The following is a 15,817-nucleotide window of genomic DNA, read 5'->3' as shown; positions in this document are numbered from 1 at the left end:
CCGGCGGCCATGCTGCACCAGACGGCGAACGCCGCGCCGGCGGAGGTGCGCACCCAGCGGGGTGCGCACCTCCGCCCGTACGCTCTTCCCGCCGCGGTCCTCGTCACCTGCGGGGTGCTCGCCGCTTCGCTCTTCATCGGCGTCTACGACGTCGTCGGCGGCGAGCGCGGAGCCGAGATGTTCGCGATCACGCGGATCCCCCGCACGATCGCGCTCGTCCTCGCGGGCTGCGCCCTCGCGGTCAGCGGCCTCGTCATGCAGATGCTCACCCAGAACCGCTTCGTCGACGCGACGACGGCGGGAACCACGGAGTGGGCCTCGCTCGGACTCCTCGTGACGGTCCTCGTCGCCCCCGCCGCCGGCCTGACCGCACGGATGATCGTCGCGAGCCTCGCCGCGTTCGTCGGCACGCTCGTCTTCCTCGCCGTGCTCCGGAGGATCGCGGTTCGCACGACCCTCGTCGTCCCGCTCGTCGGCATCATGCTCGGCGCGGTCGTCAGTGCGTTCACGACCTTCCTCGCGGCATCCACCAACTCGCTCCAGATGCTCGGCACGTGGTTCATGGGCAGCTTCACCAGCGTCGTCCGCGGCCGCTACGAGGTGCTGTGGGTCGTCGCGATCGTGACCTTGCTCGTCTTCCTCGCCGCCGACCGGTTCACGGTCGCAGGTCTCGGTCGCGACGTCGCGACCTCGGTCGGCATGCGCTACGAACTCGTCGTGTTCACCGGCACCGCGCTGGTCGCGGTCGCGGCCGGGGTGACCACCGTGGTCGTCGGGTTCCTGCCCTTCATCGGGCTCGTCGTGCCGAACGTCGTCTCGATGATCCGCGGCGACGACCTGCGCAGCAACCTCCCCTGGGTGTGCCTCGGCGGCGTGCTGCTCGTGACCGTGTGCGACATCATCGGCCGGACCGTCCGGATGCCGTTCGAGATCCCCGTCTCGATGGTGCTCGGGATCGTCGGCAGCGCCGTGTTCATCGCCCTGCTGGTGCGGCGCCGTGGCTGAGGCGGGCATGGTCGCGGCGACTCCCCCGCGCGAATCGGACGGCGCGAGCCCCGCCGGACGGGCCGGGCCGGGCGGGCGGGCCGGGCCGGGCGGGCGGGCCGGGCAGCCCGGGCGGCCGCGGCATGCCGGGGCCCTCGGCCTCGTCATCGCGGGCGCTGCAACCGTGCTCTTCGCCGTGCTGCTGCTGACCTGGGCCAACCCGATGCCCTTCGGCGAACCCGGCTACTGGATCATCGTGCGCTCCCGTGCGACCGCGGTCGGCACCATCCTGCTCGTCGCGACCTGCCAGGCGCTCGCGACGGTGCTGTTCCACACCGCGACCGGCAACCGCATCCTGACCCCGTCGATCCTCGGGTTCGACGCGCTCTACACGCTCATGCAGACCGCACTCGTGTTCGTGTTCGGCATGGCCGCGACGCAGGTCGAGGGCGTGCCCAAGATCATCGTCCAGAGCCTCGCGATGATCGTGTTCGCGAGCCTGCTCTACGGCTGGCTCTTCTCGGGCCGGCGGCAGAACCTGCACGTCCTGCTGCTCGTTGGCGTGGTGCTCGGCGTCGGATTCGGCTCGGTCTCGACGTTCATGCAGCGCCTGCTCACGCCGAGCGAGTTCGACGTGCTCGCGGCCCGCCTGTTCGGCAGCATCGGCCGCGGCAACCCCGACGTGCTGCCGTGGGCGGCGCTCATCGTCGCGGCCGTCGGGCTGACGATGTGGTCGAGACGGCGCACGCTCGACGTGCTCGCGCTCGGTCGCGATGCCGCCGGGAACCTCGGCCTGCGCTACCGCCGCGAGATCGTCGGCCTGCTCGTCGTCGTCGCGGCCCTCATCTCGATCTCGACGACCATGGTCGGCCCGATGACGTTCTTCGGATTCCTCGTGGCGACCATGACCTACCAGTTCGTCGGCGTCGACGACCACTCGCGCACGCTCCCGCTGGCAGTGCTCGTCGCGACCTCGACCCTGCTCGGCGCCTACTTCGTGCTGCAGCACGTGTTCTACGCGGCCGGCCTCGTGACCATCATCATCGAGTTCGTCGGCGGGCTGGCCTTCCTCGTCATCATCCTCAAGAAGGGACTGCGATGATCACCCTCCGCCAGGTCGCCAAGGACTACGGTGCGACGCGCGCGCTCGGCCCGATCGACCTCGAGATCCGGCGCGGCGGCATCACCGCACTCGTCGGCCCGAACGGCGCAGGCAAGTCGACGATGCTGACCATCATCGGACGGCTGCTCGACGCCGACAGCGGCACCGTGCACGTGGGCGACTTCGACGTCGTCACGAGCAGGCCGCGCGATCTCGCGAAGGTCGTGTCGATCCTCAAGCAGGAGAACCACTTCGTCGCGAGGCTCACGGTGCGCCAACTCGTCGGGTTCGGACGCTTCCCGCACTCCCGAGGCCGCCTGACCGCCGACGACCAGGCGGCGGTCGAGCGGGCGATGGCGTTCCTCGACCTCCACGGGCTGGAGGAGCGCTACCTCGACGAGCTCTCGGGCGGCCAGCGTCAGCGCGCGTTCGTGGCGATGGTGCTCGCACAGGACACCGAGTACGTGCTGCTCGACGAGCCGCTCGCGAGCCTGGACATGCGGCACGCGGCCGCCATGATGCTGCAGCTGCGCGAGGCCGCCGACATCCTCGGCAAGACCATCGTGCTCGTCGTCCACGACCTGAACTTCGCCGCCGCGTACGCCGATCGCATCGTGGCGCTCTCCGGCGGGCGGATCGCCGCGAGCGGCTCGCCCGACGAGATCATGCGACCCGAGGTACTCACCGAGGTGTTCGACACCCCGGTCGAGGTCATCGAGCACCGCGGCCGGAAGCTCGCCGTGTACTACCGCGTCTGAACGCACCGGACGCCGCCCACCCCCGACAGATCGGAGCCGCCTTGGCCTTCACCCTCACCCGTCGTCCGAACGACCTCGTCCTCCGCCCGGTCCGGCTCGCGGCGCGCACCGCACTGGCCCCGCACTACGTGCGGGTCCGGCTCGAGGGCGACGCCCTGCGCGGCTTCGACTCCCCCGGCGGCGACGACCACATCCGGGTGTTCTTCCCGGACCCGGTGATCGGTGCGCAGCTGCCCGACGCGGATGCGCTGCGAGCGTTCCCGAGTCGGGAGTACACCCCCCTCGAATGGGATGCCGCGGCCGGCACGCTCGACCTCGAGTTCGTGCTGCACGAGCACGGCGTCGGCGGGCGCTGGGCGGCGCGGGCCCCGCTCGGCAGCCCCGTCGGCGTCGGCGGCCCGCGCGGGTCGATGCTCATCGAGGGCACCGCACGAGGCTGGTTCCTCGCCGGGGACGAGACCGCGATCCCGGCGATCCGCCGCCTGCTCGCCGAGCTCTCCACGGCATCGCCGCACGGCGCGGGGCTGGTGCTCATCGAGGTGCCCGACGAGGCCCACCGCCCCGTGATCGAAGCGCCTCCGGGGGCCGAGTTGCGCTGGGTGCACCGCGGGGCCGCTCCGGCGGGGTCCGCGCTCGTCGCCGCGGTCGACGCGCTCACCTCCGAGGATCGTCCCGCACCGACCGCCGACCCCGCCGAGGTCTTCGCGTTCATCGCCGCCGAGCACACGATCGTCAAGCCGGGGCGCGCCCTCGTGCTCGACCGCTGGGGCCTCGACCCGGACCGGGTCGTCGTGAAGGGCTACTGGCGTCGCGGCGAGGACGAGTACCACGCGCCGCACTGAGCGGCACTAGCGTCGCCCGCGGGCATCCGTCGCCCGGTCCAGCCGCACTCCCGCATGAGAATCCGCCCGATGTGCCTGCACACAGGCACATCGGGCGGATTCTCATGCGTTTCCGACGTCCGCCGACGCGGCCGGGTGCGCGTACCGGGGTGTTCCCCCGCCCATGCGCCCTGGCGCCCATAGGGTGGGGGCATGACTCCCGCCGAGGCGGGCGCAGCGCTGCGTCGCATGCACACCGAGGACGACCTGCTCCAGGTCGTCAACGTGTGGGACGTGGCCAGCGCCAGAACGATCGCCGCGCTGCCGGAGACGCGCGCCGTCGCGACGGCGAGCCGCTCGATCGCCGCGGTGTTCGGCTACCCCGACGGCGAGCGGATGCCTGTCGAGCTCATGCTCGACCTGACCGGCCTGATCGCGCGCGCCGTCGACGTGCCCGTGAGCGCCGACCTCGAGTCCGGATACGGCTCCCCCGGCGAGACCGTGCGCCGTGCGATCGGCGTCGGGGTCGTCGGCGCGAACCTCGAGGACGCGATGCGGCCCCTGCCCGAGTCCGCGGCGGCGGTCGCCGCAGCGGTCGCCGCAGCCGACGCGGAGGGCGTGCCGTTCGCGCTCAACGCCCGGACCGACGTCTGGCTGACCGGAGGCGAACGCACCCGCGCCGACCGGAGCGGCGAGGCGATCGAACGCGGCAGGGCCTACCTGGACGCCGGTGCGACGTGCGTGTTCGTGCCCGGCGACCTCGGCGAGGACGACATCGCCGAACTCGTCGACGGCATCGGATGGCGCCGGGTCAGCGTGATCGGCTTCCCCGCCGTCCCGCCCCCGGACCGGCTCGTCGAACTCGGCATCGCCCGCATCTCCTACGGCCCCGCCCCGCACCGCGTCGCACTCGAGGCCCTGCAGGACCTCGCGACCATGCTGCACCGCGGCGGAGTGCTGCCGCCCGCCATCCGAACCCTGAACTGACCGCGAAGCCACCCACGACCGACCACGAACACCGCGAGGAGCCCATGAGCGACGGAATCCCCATCGAGATCACCGGCCTGACCAAGCACTTCGGGAGCGTGAAGGCGGTCGAGGACCTCACGTTCACGGTACGGCCCGGCGTGGTGACCGGCTTCCTCGGTCCGAACGGTGCCGGGAAGACGACCACGCTTCGCGTCCTGCTCGGGCTGGAGCACCCGACCTCGGGCACCGCGAGCTTCGGCGGAACCGCCTACCGCGACCTGCCGAGGCCGGTCGACACCGTCGGGGCCGCGCTGGACGCCGCGTTCCACCCGGGCCGCACTGCGCGCAATCACCTTCGCGTGGTCGCGACGGCCGGCGGCATCCGCTCATCACGCGTCGACACGGTGCTCGAGCAGGTCGGGATGGCCGAGTTCGCCTCGCGCCGCGTCGGCGGGTTCTCGCTCGGCATGCGCCAGCGCCTCGCCCTCGCCACGACGCTGCTCGGCGACCCGCGTGTGCTGGTCCTCGACGAACCCATCAACGGGCTCGACCCCGAGGGCATCAAGTGGATCCGCGGCTTCCTGCAGTCGCTCGCGCAGGAGGGTCGCACCGTGCTCGTGAGCTCGCACCTGTTGAGCGAGGTCCAGCAGTCGGTCGACGAGGTCGTCATCATCTCCCGCGGCCGGCTGGTGCACAACGGCACGCTCACGAGCCTGGAACTCGACTCGTCGCCGCGCACCATCATCGATTCGCCCGACCGCGACCGGCTCGCCGCAGCACTGGACCAGGCCGGGCTCGAGTACACCGAGGGGCGCGGCGGATTCATCGTCTCCGAGCCCGACCCCGGGGTGGTCGGGCACGCGGCGTTCATCGGGGGCGTGGAAGTGAGCTCACTGCATCGCCTGAAGTCGGGTCTCGAGGAATCGTTCCTCGCGCTCGTGAGCGAGGGTGGGGAGTGATCACGGTGATGCGATCGATCGGCTCGGAGTTCCAGAAGGTCCTGACCACCCGCATGTGGTGGCTGCTCGCGATCGTGCTCGTCGGGTACGTCGCCCTCATGGCGGGCGGGTTCGGCGCGTTCCTCGGGTGGTCGATCCGGAACCCGGATGCCGCGGCCGCCACGGGCGGCCAGACCCCGCTCCCGCCCGGCCTCGACCTCGGCCCGCTGCTGTACAGCTTCGCGTCGTCGATCGGCTACGTGTTCCCCGTGCTGCTCGGCGCGCTCGCGGTCACGACCGAGTTCCGGCACCGGACCCTGACGACGACGTTCCTCACCCAGCCGCACCGCGGCACGGTGCTCACCGGGAAGTTCGTCTCGCAGCTCGTCATCGGTGCGGCGTTCGGCGTGATCGGCTTCGCGACCTCCGTCGCGACCGGCGCGGCCGCACTCGCGGCCTTCGACCTCGACACCGGCCTCGACTCGAGCGACACGTGGGCGCTCATCGGCCGCGGCATCCTCGCCATGGCCCTGTGGGCCACGATCGGCGTGGGCCTCGGCGCACTCGTGCCCAACCAGGTCGCCGCGATCGTCATCGTCATCGCGTTCACGCAGTTCGTCGAACCGATCCTCCGGCTGATGGCATCCCTCAACGAGGTGACCGCGAGCATCGGCCGGTTCCTCCCGGGCGCCGCGAGCGACGCCCTCGTCGGGGCGTCCTTCTACAACGTCGCCGCGATCGGCACGACCGACTCGCTCGAGTGGTGGCAGGGCGGCCTCGTGCTGCTCGGCATCGCGCTGGTCACGACCCTCCTCGGCTGGCTGACCACGTGGCGGCGCGACGTGTCGTGACCGGGCGCCTGCTGACCCCGGGACGGGGTTCGATGAGTACCGCTGACACCCGGCCGCGGCGTAGCATCCGACCATGAGCATCATCGCCTCGGTCGCGGTGGGGGTCGCCGCCGTGATCCATGTCGTGATCTTCGTGCTCGAGAGCATCCGCTGGATGCACCCGACGACCTGGCGCGTGTTCGGCATCCGCGGCCGCGAACAGGCGGAGGTCCTGCGGCCGATGGCGTACAACCAGGGCTTCTACAACCTGTTCCTCGCGCTGGGCGCGTTCGCCGGAATCCTGCTGTTCTGGACGGGGTCGCCGCGCGCGGGCCTCGCGCTCGCGCTGTTCACGACCGCGTGCATGGCGGCCGCCGCGGTCGTGCTCACGACGACGGGCCGCGGTTACCTGCGGGCGGCGGTCGCGCAGGGGCTCGTGCCGCTCGTCGCCTTCGTGCTGCTGCTGTTCACCTGAGCGTCGACGACCGCCGGTCAGTCGCCGCTGGTCTCCTCGGCGGCGAAGTCGGCGCCGGCGACCCGTCCGCCTGCGCCCGCACCACCTGCGCCCGGGCCGCCTGCGCCCGGAGCGTCGGGCGCCGCGGCATCCGCCTCGGCCTCGGCCTCGGTCGGAACGCCCACCTTCAGCTTGTCGATGAGTTCGCTCGCGTGGCTCGTGCTCAGCACGAGGCGGCCGAACTCGCCGCCCGAGAGCTCGAGGACGACGGCCTGGCGCTTGCCCTTGACGAGCACGAAGTCGCTGCCGCTGTGCGTCTTCCAGACTCCGGCGGCGACGACGAGGGGCACTTCGGCACCCCGGCGGCGGATGCCGCGGATCCAGATCCACGGGTCGTCGGTGATGGTGGCCGAGCGGATGTCGTCGCGCTGGACGATCACATCGGCGCTGCGCAGCGCGAGCGACTTCTCGGCCGGCGTGAGGTGGACCTCGAGCCGGTCGTTGTGCACCCGCAGATTCGCCATGGTTCCATCCTGCCCGACGTGTCGCCGGGCTCGTGACCGTGCGCGCGCGTTTCGGCGAGCGCCCGGTCGTGCGCGATCAGGCGGGCGGGCGAGCGGATGCCGCGGCGCGCGCCGCAGCCGGCAGCGCGCCGACGATCCGCGCGATCGCGTCGTCGTCGTGCGCGGCCGTGACGAACCACGCCTCGAAGACGCTCGGCGGCAGTGAGACGCCCGCGTCGAGCATCGCGTGGAAGAAGGGGGCGTAGCGCCACGACTCCTGCCGCTGGACGCCCGCGTAGTCGTGGACGCCGCTCGCGACGGCCTCGCCGAGCACGAAGCTGAACAGGGTCCCCGCCCGCTGCACGGCGTGCGGGACGCCCTCCGCGTCGAGCGCCGCCGAGGTCGCGTCGGCGATGGTCTCCGCCGCGGCGTGCAGCCGGGTGTAGACGGCGTCGTCGGCCAGGCGCAGGGTCGTCACGCCCGCCGCGACCGCGACCGGGTTCCCCGAGAGGGTGCCCGCCTGGTAGACGGGACCGAGCGGTGCGAGGTGCTCCATGATCTCGGCGCGGCCGCCGAGGGCCGCGACGGGCATCCCGCCGCCGACGACCTTGCCGAACGTGAGGAGGTCGGGCGTGTAGGCGGCATCCGTCTCGGCTTCGACGCCCCACCAGCCGGCCTTCGAGACGCGGAAGCCGGTGAGCACCTCGTCGCTGATGACGAGTGCGCCGTGCGCGTGCGCGAGCTCGACCAGCGCACGGTTGAAGCCGGGCAGCGGCGGCACGACGCCCATGTTCGCGGCGGCGGCCTCGGTGATCACGGCGGCGATGCGGTCGCCGTGCTCGGCGAAGACGGCGCGGAGCGCGTCGAGGTCGTTGTACGGCACGACGAGGGTGAGCGCGGCGATCTCGGCCGGCACGCCCGCCGAACCGGGGAGCGCGAAGGTCGCGAGGCCCGAACCGGCCTCGGCGAGCAGCCCGTCGGAGTGGCCGTGGTAGTGGCCGGCGAACTTCACGAGCAGGTCGCGACCGGTGAACCCGCGGGCGAGACGGATCGCACTCATGGTCGCCTCGGTGCCGGTCGACACGAGCCGCAGCTTCTCGACGGGCGCGACGCGCTGCTCGATGAGCTCGGCGAGCTCGGTCTCGACGGGCGTCGACGCGCCGAACGAGAGGCCGCGGGCCGCGGCATCCTGCACCGCGGCGATCACCTCGGGGTGCGCGTGGCCGAGGATCGCCGGCCCCCAGCCGGCGACGAGGTCGACGTACTCGCGACCCTCGGCGTCGGTCACGTACGGGCCTCGCGCCGACACGAGGAAGCGCGGCGTGCCGCCCACCGAGCGGAAGGCGCGCACGGGCGAGTTCACGCCGCCCGGGATCGCGGCCTGCGCGCGGGCGAAGAGGTCGGCGTTGGTGGTCATTCGGTCCCCTCCCGGAGCCATCCGGCGAGCTCGGTCGCCCAGTAGGTCAGCACGGCGTCGGCGCTCGCGCGGCGGATGCCGCGGACGGACTCGATCACGGCGCGGCGGCGGTCGATCCAGCCGTGCATGGCCGCGGCCTCGATCATCGAGTACTCGCCCGACACCTGGTACGCCCACACGGGCACGTCGCTCGCCGCGGCCACGTCGGCGAGCACGTCGAGGTACGAGCCGGCCGGCTTGACCATCACGACGTCGGCACCCTCGTCGATGTCGATCATCGCCTCGCGCAGGCCCTCGCGGCGGTTGCCCGGGTCGAGCTGGTAGGTGCGGCGGTCGCCCTCGAGCGTCGACTCGACCGCGTCGCGGAACGGGCCGTAGTACGCCGAGGCGTACTTCGCCGAGTACGCGAGGATCGCCGTGTGCGTGAACCCGGCGCCGTCGAGCGCGTCGCGCACCGCGGCGACCTGGCCGTCCATCATGCCCGAGAGGCCGAGGAGCTGGGAACCGGATGCCGCCTGCACGAGCGCCATCTCCCGGTACCGCTCGAGCGTGGCGTCGTTGTCGACCCGGCCGAGCGCGTCGAGCACGCCGCAGTGGCCGTGGTCGGTGAACTCGTCGAGGCAGAGGTCGGTCTGCACGACGAGCGCGTCGCCGACCTCGTCGGCGACGACGGCGGTCGCGAGGTTGAGGATGCCGTTCGGGTCGACGCCGCACGAGCCGGTCGCGTCGCGGGTCTCGGGCACGCCGAACAGCATGACGCCGCCGACACCCGCGGCCGCGGCATCCGTCACGGCCCGCCTCACAGAGTCGAGCGAGTGCTGCACGACGCCGGGCATCGACGCGATCGGCATGGGCTCGCTCACGCCCTCGCGGACGAAGATCGGCAGGACCAGCTCGGCGGGATCGAGTCGGGTCTCGGACACGAGGCGGCGCATGGCCGGCGTCTCACGGAGTCGCCGGGGCCGCACGCGGGGCGCGGGTGCGGAAGTCACCCGGCAAGCCTACGCGCGCGCGGCTGTGCGGTCGGTGGGTGCTGATGCCGCCGGAGCCTCGGGCGCCGGAACGACCGGGATCGGTTGCGTGAGCACCGCATCGACGATGCCCGACCCCTCAGCCGGGCCGACGATCGCGATGGGCGTGGTCGGGGTCGGCACCGTCGGGCGCACCGGCATCCGCCCGAGCCGCCGGTGCTCGCGCACGTACGCCGGGATCAGCAGCACGATCGCGCCGAACCACGCGAGCGGGTTGCTCCACACGACGCCCGCGTATCCGACGGCCGCACCCAGCACGACCGCGGCGCCGACGCGCATCCCGAGTTCCACGATGCCGCTGATCGTCGGCACGAAGGTGTGCCCGAGCCCCTGCAGTGCGCCGCGGAGCACGAAGAGCACGCCCAGCGATGAATACGTCAGGCCGTTGACCACGAGCATGTAGCTCGCGAGATCGACGACGTCGTCGGCGCCGTCGCCGACGAACAGGCGCACCATCGCCGTGCCGAACGCGACGAGGATCGCGCCGAGCACGAGCGACGCCGTGATCGCGATCCACGTCGCCTGCACGACGCCGCGGCGGATCCGGTCGGGGCGACCGCCGCCGAGGTTCTGCGCGGTGTACATCGACGACGCGATGCTGAGGGAGGACAGCACGGCGATCGCGAGCCCGTCGACGCGCGAAGCCGCGGTGTACGCGGCGACGGCATCGGAGCCGAGGGTGTTGAGCGCGACCTGCACGGTGAGCGTGCCGATCGCGATGATCGACGCCTGGAATCCCATCGGCAGGCCGATCCGCAGGTGCTCGCCGAGCTCGGCGCGCGTGACCCGCCAGTCCTCACGACGCACGTGGAGCACGGGGATGCGGCGGCGCACGTACTCGAGGCACAGCACGACCGAGACCGCCTGCGAGACGACCGTCGCGAGTGCCGCGCCGCCCACGCCCCATGCGAGCGGGCCGACCATGACGATCACGAGTCCGGCGTTGAGTCCGCATGCGATGGTCAGGAACACGAGCGGCGTGCGCGAGTCGCCGATGGCGCGGATGATCGCCGCGAGGTAGTTGAACGCCATCATGGCACCCGAGCCGAGGAAGCTGACCTGGGTGAACAGCGTCGCCTCGGCGAGCAGTTCGGGCGGTGTCTGCAGGAGGACGAGCACCGGTTCGGCGATGAGCGGCGCCGCGACCGTGAGGAGGATGCTGATGCCTGCGGTGAGCAGCGTCCCGACGGCGACGGATCGGCGGACCGCCTCGTGGTCGCCCGCCCCGAACGCCTGCGCGGTCGGGATGGCGAATCCGCTCGTCACGCCCCACGCGAACCCGAGCAGGAGGAAGAGCAGGCTGCCGGTCGCGCCGACCGCCGCGAGAGATTCGACGCCGAGCCAGCGACCCACGACGACCGCGTCGACGAAGTGGTACAGCTGCTGCACGACGTTGCCGATGAGCAGCGGGACGGAGAACAGCAGGATTACGCGCCACGGGCGTCCGGTGATGAGTGAGGTGGGCATGCGTGCTCTCGGCGAGACGGTGACGGGTTCGGATTCGGCGCCGTGAGCACCTCCGGACAAGCGTAGTCGAATCGATTCGACCCACGCGACTCGACCATGACCGCAACGACTGCCCGCCCGCAGGAGGGCGGGTGGGTCAGGCGCGCGCGAGCGCCGAGTTCACGACCGAATCGATCAGCGACTCGGACGTGCGCGCGGCCGCGACCACGTCGACACGCAGGCCCACGGCCGCGGCATCCTTCTTCGTCTGCGGACCGATCGCGGCGACGAGGGTCCGCTCGGGAATCGGCCCGAGCTGGTTCTGCACCTGCTCGGCGACGCTGCCCGAGGTCACGAGGATCGCGTCGGCCTTGCCCGCCCGCACGTCGTCGACGACCTTCTTCGCGACGGGCACGCCGACCGTGCGGTACGCAACCACGGCCTCGACGTGATGGCCGATGCGCGCGAGGCCGATCGAGAGCACCTGCTTCGCGATCGCCGAGCGCAGCGCGAGCACGCGCAGCGGCACGACGCCGTCGGTCGCGGCCTCCCACTCCTCGAGCAGTCCGCGGGCCGAGTTCTCCTCGCTCGGGACGATGTCGGCGCGGTACCCGGCCGCGACGAGGGCGGCCGCGGTGGTCTCCCCCACCGCGGCGACCTTCGTCGAATCCGGGATCGCGACGCCGTAGGACGCGAGGACATCGACCGTGGTCGCACTCGTCACCGTCAGCCAGTCGAACCCGCCCGCGGCGAGCTTGGCGAGCGCCGACTCGAGGGCGGGCTGGTCGTCGGTGGGCGCGAAGTTGATCATCGGGGCGATGATCGGGGATGCCCCGCGGGCCCGCAGCGACGCCGAGACCGAGTCACCCCACGGTCCGCCGCGGGGAACGATCACGCGCCAGCCGGCGAGCGGCTTCGAGCCGTCGGCTCCGGGCAGGTTGATCGCGCCGGTCATCGGTTCGAATTCGGTCACGGCGACTCCAGGGCAGGGGCGAGGTCGGCGGCTCCGTTGCCGAGGAGTTCCGCGACGACGCGGCCTGCGACGTCGCGTGCCGCATCCGCCAGGTCGGCGGCCGAGCGGCTCTCGGGTGTCGCGGCGTGCGAGCTGGTCAGCTGCCGCGTACCGTCGGCACTGTACACGGTTGCCGTCAGGAACAGAAGTTCGTCCTCGAGGAACGCGGTCGCCCCGATGGGGGCGGCGCATCCGGCTTCGAGGTCGGCGAGCACGAGGCGTTCGGCGAGCACCGTGGCCCGCGTGGTGACGTGCTCGACTGCGGCGAGGCCGCGTTCGAGTGCCCGCGAGCCGCGCTCGTCTCGGACCTCGAGTGCGAGCGCGCCCTGACCGGGTGCGGTCGGCCAGCCCGAGAGCGCGAAGCGCTCGGTGACGGATGCCTCCCGGCCGAGCCGGCCGAGCCCAGCGCACGCGAGGAGCACCGCGTCGAGGCGTCGTTCCGGATCTTCATGCCCGACGAAGCCGAGGCGGGTGTCGATGTTGCCGCGGATGTCGACCGCGACCACGTCGGGCCGTGCGGCGCCGAGCTGCGCGATCCGACGCGGGGAGCCCGTGCCGACGCGCGCACCCTCGGGAAGTTCGGCGAGCGTGAGCCCGTCGCGCGCGCACAGCGCGTCGCGCGCGTCGGCGCGCTTGGGCACGGCCGCGAGGCGCAGGTCGGGGTGCTCGGCGGTCGGCAGGTCCTTCAGGGAGTGCACGATCACGTCGCACTCGCCCGCGACGAGCGCTTCGCGGAGCGCGACCGCGAACACGCCGGTTCCGCCGATCTCCTGGAGCGAGGCACGCGAGGTGTCGCCGTGGGTGGTGACGGAGACGATCTCGATCTCGGCGTCGGCGGCCTTCCCGAGCCGCTCCGCGATCTGCTTCGTCTGCGCGAGCGCGAGCGCGCTCCCCCGGGTGCCGACGCGGATGACCTCGCGTGCCGGGCTCACGGTGCGATCCCCGCCAGTGCCGGCTTGAATCCGGCTCGAACGTTCTCGCAGCAGCCCGGGCGGCAGACGTCGTACCACGGGCCGAGGTCGGTGACGTGGGGTCGCTCCGCGGACGGGGTGCCGTTCACGCGTTCGAGCACGAGGTCGACGAGGCCGGCCACGTACGCCGGGTGGATGCCGGGGGTCGGCACCCGCACCGCGGCGAGTCCGTGCTCCTCCGCGGTCTCCATCGCCTCCTCGTCGAGGTCCCACATGACCTCCATGTGGTCGCTCACGAACCCGAGCGGCACGATGACGATCGCCTTGCGGCCTGCGGCGGGCAGTTCGGCGATGGCGTCGTTGATGTCGGGTTCGAGCCAGGGCTGCGACGGAGGGCCGGAGCGCGACTGGTAGACGAGCTGCCACGGAACGTCGGCTGCGCCGGCTTCGCGCATGACGACCTCGGCGACGGCGAGGTGCTGGGCGGCGTACGCGCCCCCTTCGCCGAACCCGCGTTCCGCAGGCCCGGACTTCTCGGCATCCGTCGTCGGGATGGAGTGCGTCGCGAACAGCACCTCGACCTCGGTCGACCGGGCCAGGCCGGGGTGCTCGGCCTCGAGCTTCGCGATGCCCTCGCGCACACCTTCGACGAACGGGGCGACGAAGCCGGGGTGGTCGAAGAACTGGCGCACCTTGTCGATCTGCACGACACCGGACAGGCCGGTGTCTTCCAGTGCGTCGGCGAAGTCCTCGCGGTACTGCCGGCAGCTCGAGAACGACGAGTACGCACTCGTCGCGATCGCGATGAGCTTCGTGTAGCCCTTCCCGTGGGCCTCCCGCAGGGCATCGTTCATGTACGGGTCCCAGTTGCGGTTTCCCCACACGACCGGCAGGTCGATGCCGCGGCCGGCGAGTTCGGCCTCGAGCGCGGCCTTCAGCTCGCGGTTGTGCTCGTTGATCGGGCTCACGCCGCCGAAGTGGCGGTAGTGGTGCGCGACCTCCTCGAGGCGTTCGTCGGGGATGCCGCGACCGCGCGTGACGTTGCGCAGGAAAGGGATCACGTCGTCCTGGCCCTCGGGCCCGCCGAACCCGGCGAGCAGGATCGCGTCGTACGCGACGGGCGTCTCGACGTGCTCGGGGCCGGCCTGTGCTGCCTCGGTCGCGCCCGGCACGACCGCGCCCGGCGCCAGGTGAGCGGATGCCGCGGCCGCGGGCTTCACTCCGCGCAGCGGGTGCGCGCCCTGCGCGGCACGCGAGCGCTCGGGCGAGTCGGCTCCGGCGCCGCCGAGGTTCGTCGCGGCCATTACTGGAGCACCTCCACGAGTTCGGCGGTCGTGATGCGGCGGCCGGTGTAGAACGGCAGCTCGTCGCGCACGTGGCGTCGCGCGTCGGTCGCGCGCAGGTCGCGCATCATGTCGACGAGGTCGGTGAGTTCGTCGGCCTCCATGGGCAGCAGCCACTCGTAGTCGCCGAGCGCGAACGCCGAGACGGTGTTCGCGACGACGCCGCGGAACGCGGCGCCCTTCCGGCCGTGCTCGGCGAGCATGCGGCCGCGCTCCTCGGGCTCGAGCAGGTACCACTCGTAGCTTCGGACGAACGGGTAGATCGTGAGCCACTGCTTCGGCTCGATGCCGCGGAGGAAGCCGGGCACGTGCGCCTTGTTGAACTCGGCGTCGCGGTGCACGCCCATGGCGTTCCACGTCGGCAGCAGCGCGCGGAACAGCCGCGCACGGCGCAGTTCGCGCAGCGCCCACTGCAGGCCCTCGGCGGTCGGGCCGTGCAGCCAGACCATCACGTCGGCGTCGGCGCGCAGGCCCGAGACGTCGTAGATGCCGCGGACGACGACCCCTTCGTCTTCGACCACGTTGATCACGCCGTCAAGCTCGCCGACGAACCTGGGCACGTCGCGCCCGTCGAGATCGTCGGGCCGCTCCGGGTCCCTGCGGAACACGGCGAAGAGCGTGTACCCCTCGGGTGCGGGGGTCGAATCGGTTTCGGTCGGGCGCGTGTCGGCTGCCCCGTCGGCAGCAGGGGTTGACATGGCTTCTATCCTCCACCCGCAACCTGAAAGGTCAAAAAACGCGCTCGACCACGAACTCCGGCGCCTCCGCGAGCGATCGGCCGACGACGCAGAATCGCTCCGTGCCCGACGCGAGCCGCGCGAGGGTCGCGTCGTCGGCATCCGTGTCGACGACGGCGGTGACGACGACGTCGAGCAGGCCGACGGGCACGTCGCGGCTCATCCCGAGTGTTCCGCGGGCGTCGAACACGCCCTCGGCACGCACCTCGGCCGAGCGGATGTCGACCCCCATCGCCGTCGCGACGGAGCGCAGCGTGACGCCAGCGCACGCCGCGAGCGCCTGGAGCAGCAGGTCTCCCGAACAGGCGTCGGCGCCGTCGCCGCCGGTCGTGGGGTGGAGCCCCGCGCGCACCGGGCCGTCCCACCCCTCGACTGTCGCGGTGATCCCGGGCTCGGCGAACGTCGCCCGCGCCGCGACCGGCGCGATCGCGGCATCCGGATCGGTTCGGTAGCGCTCCTTGAGCGGGGCCTGCAGGGCACGGAGTTCGGTCTGGTCCATGGCGCCATCATGCCGATGGCGCCGCCCTGGCGCCACCGCGGCAACCTCATTCGGCGCGCGGT

17 protein-coding genes are annotated in these 15,817 nt (G+C 72.3%); 8 read left to right on the top strand and 9 right to left on the bottom strand.

What is annotated here, in order from left to right:
• Window positions 1-9 precede the first annotated feature (9 nt).
• The 8 genes from DSM26151_RS00870 to DSM26151_RS00835 all read left to right on the top strand — a co-directional run bounded on the left by DSM26151_RS00870 (window position 10) and on the right by DSM26151_RS00835 (window position 6,877).
• Window positions 10-1,005, top strand: coding sequence for an ABC transporter permease (locus DSM26151_RS00870; RefSeq protein ID WP_234660550.1), 996 nt, complete (start codon window positions 10-12; stop codon window positions 1,003-1,005).
• Window positions 998-2,086, top strand: a complete 1,089-nt coding sequence (locus DSM26151_RS00865; protein WP_234660549.1) for an iron chelate uptake ABC transporter family permease subunit — start codon at window positions 998-1,000, stop codon at window positions 2,084-2,086. The genes DSM26151_RS00870 and DSM26151_RS00865 overlap by 8 nt, the downstream gene beginning before the upstream one ends.
• Complete coding sequence (locus DSM26151_RS00860; RefSeq protein ID WP_234660548.1) at window positions 2,083-2,844, top strand: iron ABC transporter ATP-binding protein; 762 nt, start codon at window positions 2,083-2,085, stop codon at window positions 2,842-2,844. Before DSM26151_RS00865 ends, DSM26151_RS00860 begins: the two co-directional genes overlap by 4 nt.
• Before the next feature lie 41 nt (window positions 2,845-2,885).
• A complete protein-coding gene (locus DSM26151_RS00855) occupies window positions 2,886-3,686 on the top strand; it encodes a siderophore-interacting protein (RefSeq protein ID WP_234660547.1) in 801 nt (266 codons plus the stop codon).
• A 192-nt stretch (window positions 3,687-3,878) separates the two neighbouring features.
• Window positions 3,879-4,652 (top strand): isocitrate lyase/PEP mutase family protein, encoded by a 774-nt coding sequence (locus DSM26151_RS00850; protein ID WP_234660546.1) that lies wholly within the window; start codon window positions 3,879-3,881, stop codon window positions 4,650-4,652.
• Between the two features lie 44 nt (window positions 4,653-4,696).
• A complete protein-coding gene (locus DSM26151_RS00845) occupies window positions 4,697-5,593 on the top strand; it encodes an ATP-binding cassette domain-containing protein (RefSeq protein WP_234660544.1) in 897 nt (298 codons plus the stop codon).
• Window positions 5,590-6,423: an ABC transporter permease gene (locus DSM26151_RS00840; protein ID WP_234660543.1), complete on the top strand. Its 834-nt coding sequence runs from the start codon at window positions 5,590-5,592 to the stop codon at window positions 6,421-6,423. The genes DSM26151_RS00845 and DSM26151_RS00840 overlap by 4 nt, the downstream gene beginning before the upstream one ends.
• Window positions 6,424-6,496: 73 nt before the next feature.
• Window positions 6,497-6,877 (top strand): DUF1304 domain-containing protein, encoded by a 381-nt coding sequence (locus DSM26151_RS00835; protein ID WP_234660541.1) that lies wholly within the window; start codon window positions 6,497-6,499, stop codon window positions 6,875-6,877.
• A gap of 17 nt (window positions 6,878-6,894) precedes the next feature.
• Here the strand turns inward: DSM26151_RS00835 and DSM26151_RS00830 are convergent, their stop codons facing one another.
• The 9 genes from DSM26151_RS00830 to DSM26151_RS00790 form a co-directional block, all read right to left on the bottom strand.
• Complete coding sequence (locus DSM26151_RS00830) at window positions 6,895-7,380, bottom strand: hypothetical protein (RefSeq protein ID WP_234660540.1); 486 nt, start codon at window positions 7,378-7,380, stop codon at window positions 6,895-6,897.
• 76 nt (window positions 7,381-7,456) lie between these two features.
• Window positions 7,457-8,776 carry a glutamate-1-semialdehyde 2,1-aminomutase gene (gene hemL / locus DSM26151_RS00825; protein WP_234660538.1) on the bottom strand — a complete coding sequence of 440 codons (1,320 nt, stop codon included), beginning with the start codon at window positions 8,774-8,776 and terminating at the stop codon, window positions 7,457-7,459.
• A complete protein-coding gene (hemB, locus tag DSM26151_RS00820) occupies window positions 8,773-9,711 on the bottom strand; it encodes a porphobilinogen synthase (RefSeq protein WP_234661921.1) in 939 nt (312 codons plus the stop codon). The genes hemL and hemB overlap by 4 nt, the downstream gene beginning before the upstream one ends.
• A gap of 66 nt (window positions 9,712-9,777) precedes the next feature.
• A complete protein-coding gene (locus DSM26151_RS00815; RefSeq protein WP_234660536.1) occupies window positions 9,778-11,274 on the bottom strand; it encodes an MATE family efflux transporter in 1,497 nt (498 codons plus the stop codon).
• A gap of 136 nt (window positions 11,275-11,410) precedes the next feature.
• Window positions 11,411-12,208 (bottom strand): uroporphyrinogen-III synthase, encoded by a 798-nt coding sequence (locus DSM26151_RS00810; RefSeq protein WP_234661920.1) that lies wholly within the window; start codon window positions 12,206-12,208, stop codon window positions 11,411-11,413.
• 14 nt (window positions 12,209-12,222) lie between these two features.
• The gene (gene hemC, locus DSM26151_RS00805; protein WP_234660534.1) at window positions 12,223-13,197 is read right to left on the bottom strand and encodes a hydroxymethylbilane synthase; all 975 of its coding nucleotides are present in this window, start codon (window positions 13,195-13,197) and stop codon (window positions 12,223-12,225) included.
• Complete coding sequence (locus DSM26151_RS00800) at window positions 13,194-14,480, bottom strand: ferrochelatase (RefSeq protein WP_234660532.1); 1,287 nt, start codon at window positions 14,478-14,480, stop codon at window positions 13,194-13,196. The genes hemC and DSM26151_RS00800 overlap by 4 nt, the downstream gene beginning before the upstream one ends.
• Window positions 14,480-15,217, bottom strand: a complete 738-nt coding sequence (hemQ, locus tag DSM26151_RS00795) for a hydrogen peroxide-dependent heme synthase (protein WP_234660531.1) — start codon at window positions 15,215-15,217, stop codon at window positions 14,480-14,482. The genes DSM26151_RS00800 and hemQ overlap by 1 nt, the downstream gene beginning before the upstream one ends.
• A 31-nt stretch (window positions 15,218-15,248) precedes the next feature.
• Window positions 15,249-15,755, bottom strand: coding sequence for an OsmC family protein (locus tag DSM26151_RS00790; protein WP_234660529.1), 507 nt, complete (start codon window positions 15,753-15,755; stop codon window positions 15,249-15,251).
• Window positions 15,756-15,817: the final 62 nt, after the last annotated feature.

The sequence above is a fragment of the Agromyces marinus genome (genome assembly GCF_021442325.1).
GTDB lineage: Bacteria > Actinomycetota > Actinomycetes > Actinomycetales > Microbacteriaceae > Agromyces > Agromyces marinus.
The sequence above is the reverse complement of the archived record's forward strand: the minus strand, read 5'-3'. Positions and strand labels throughout refer to the sequence as shown.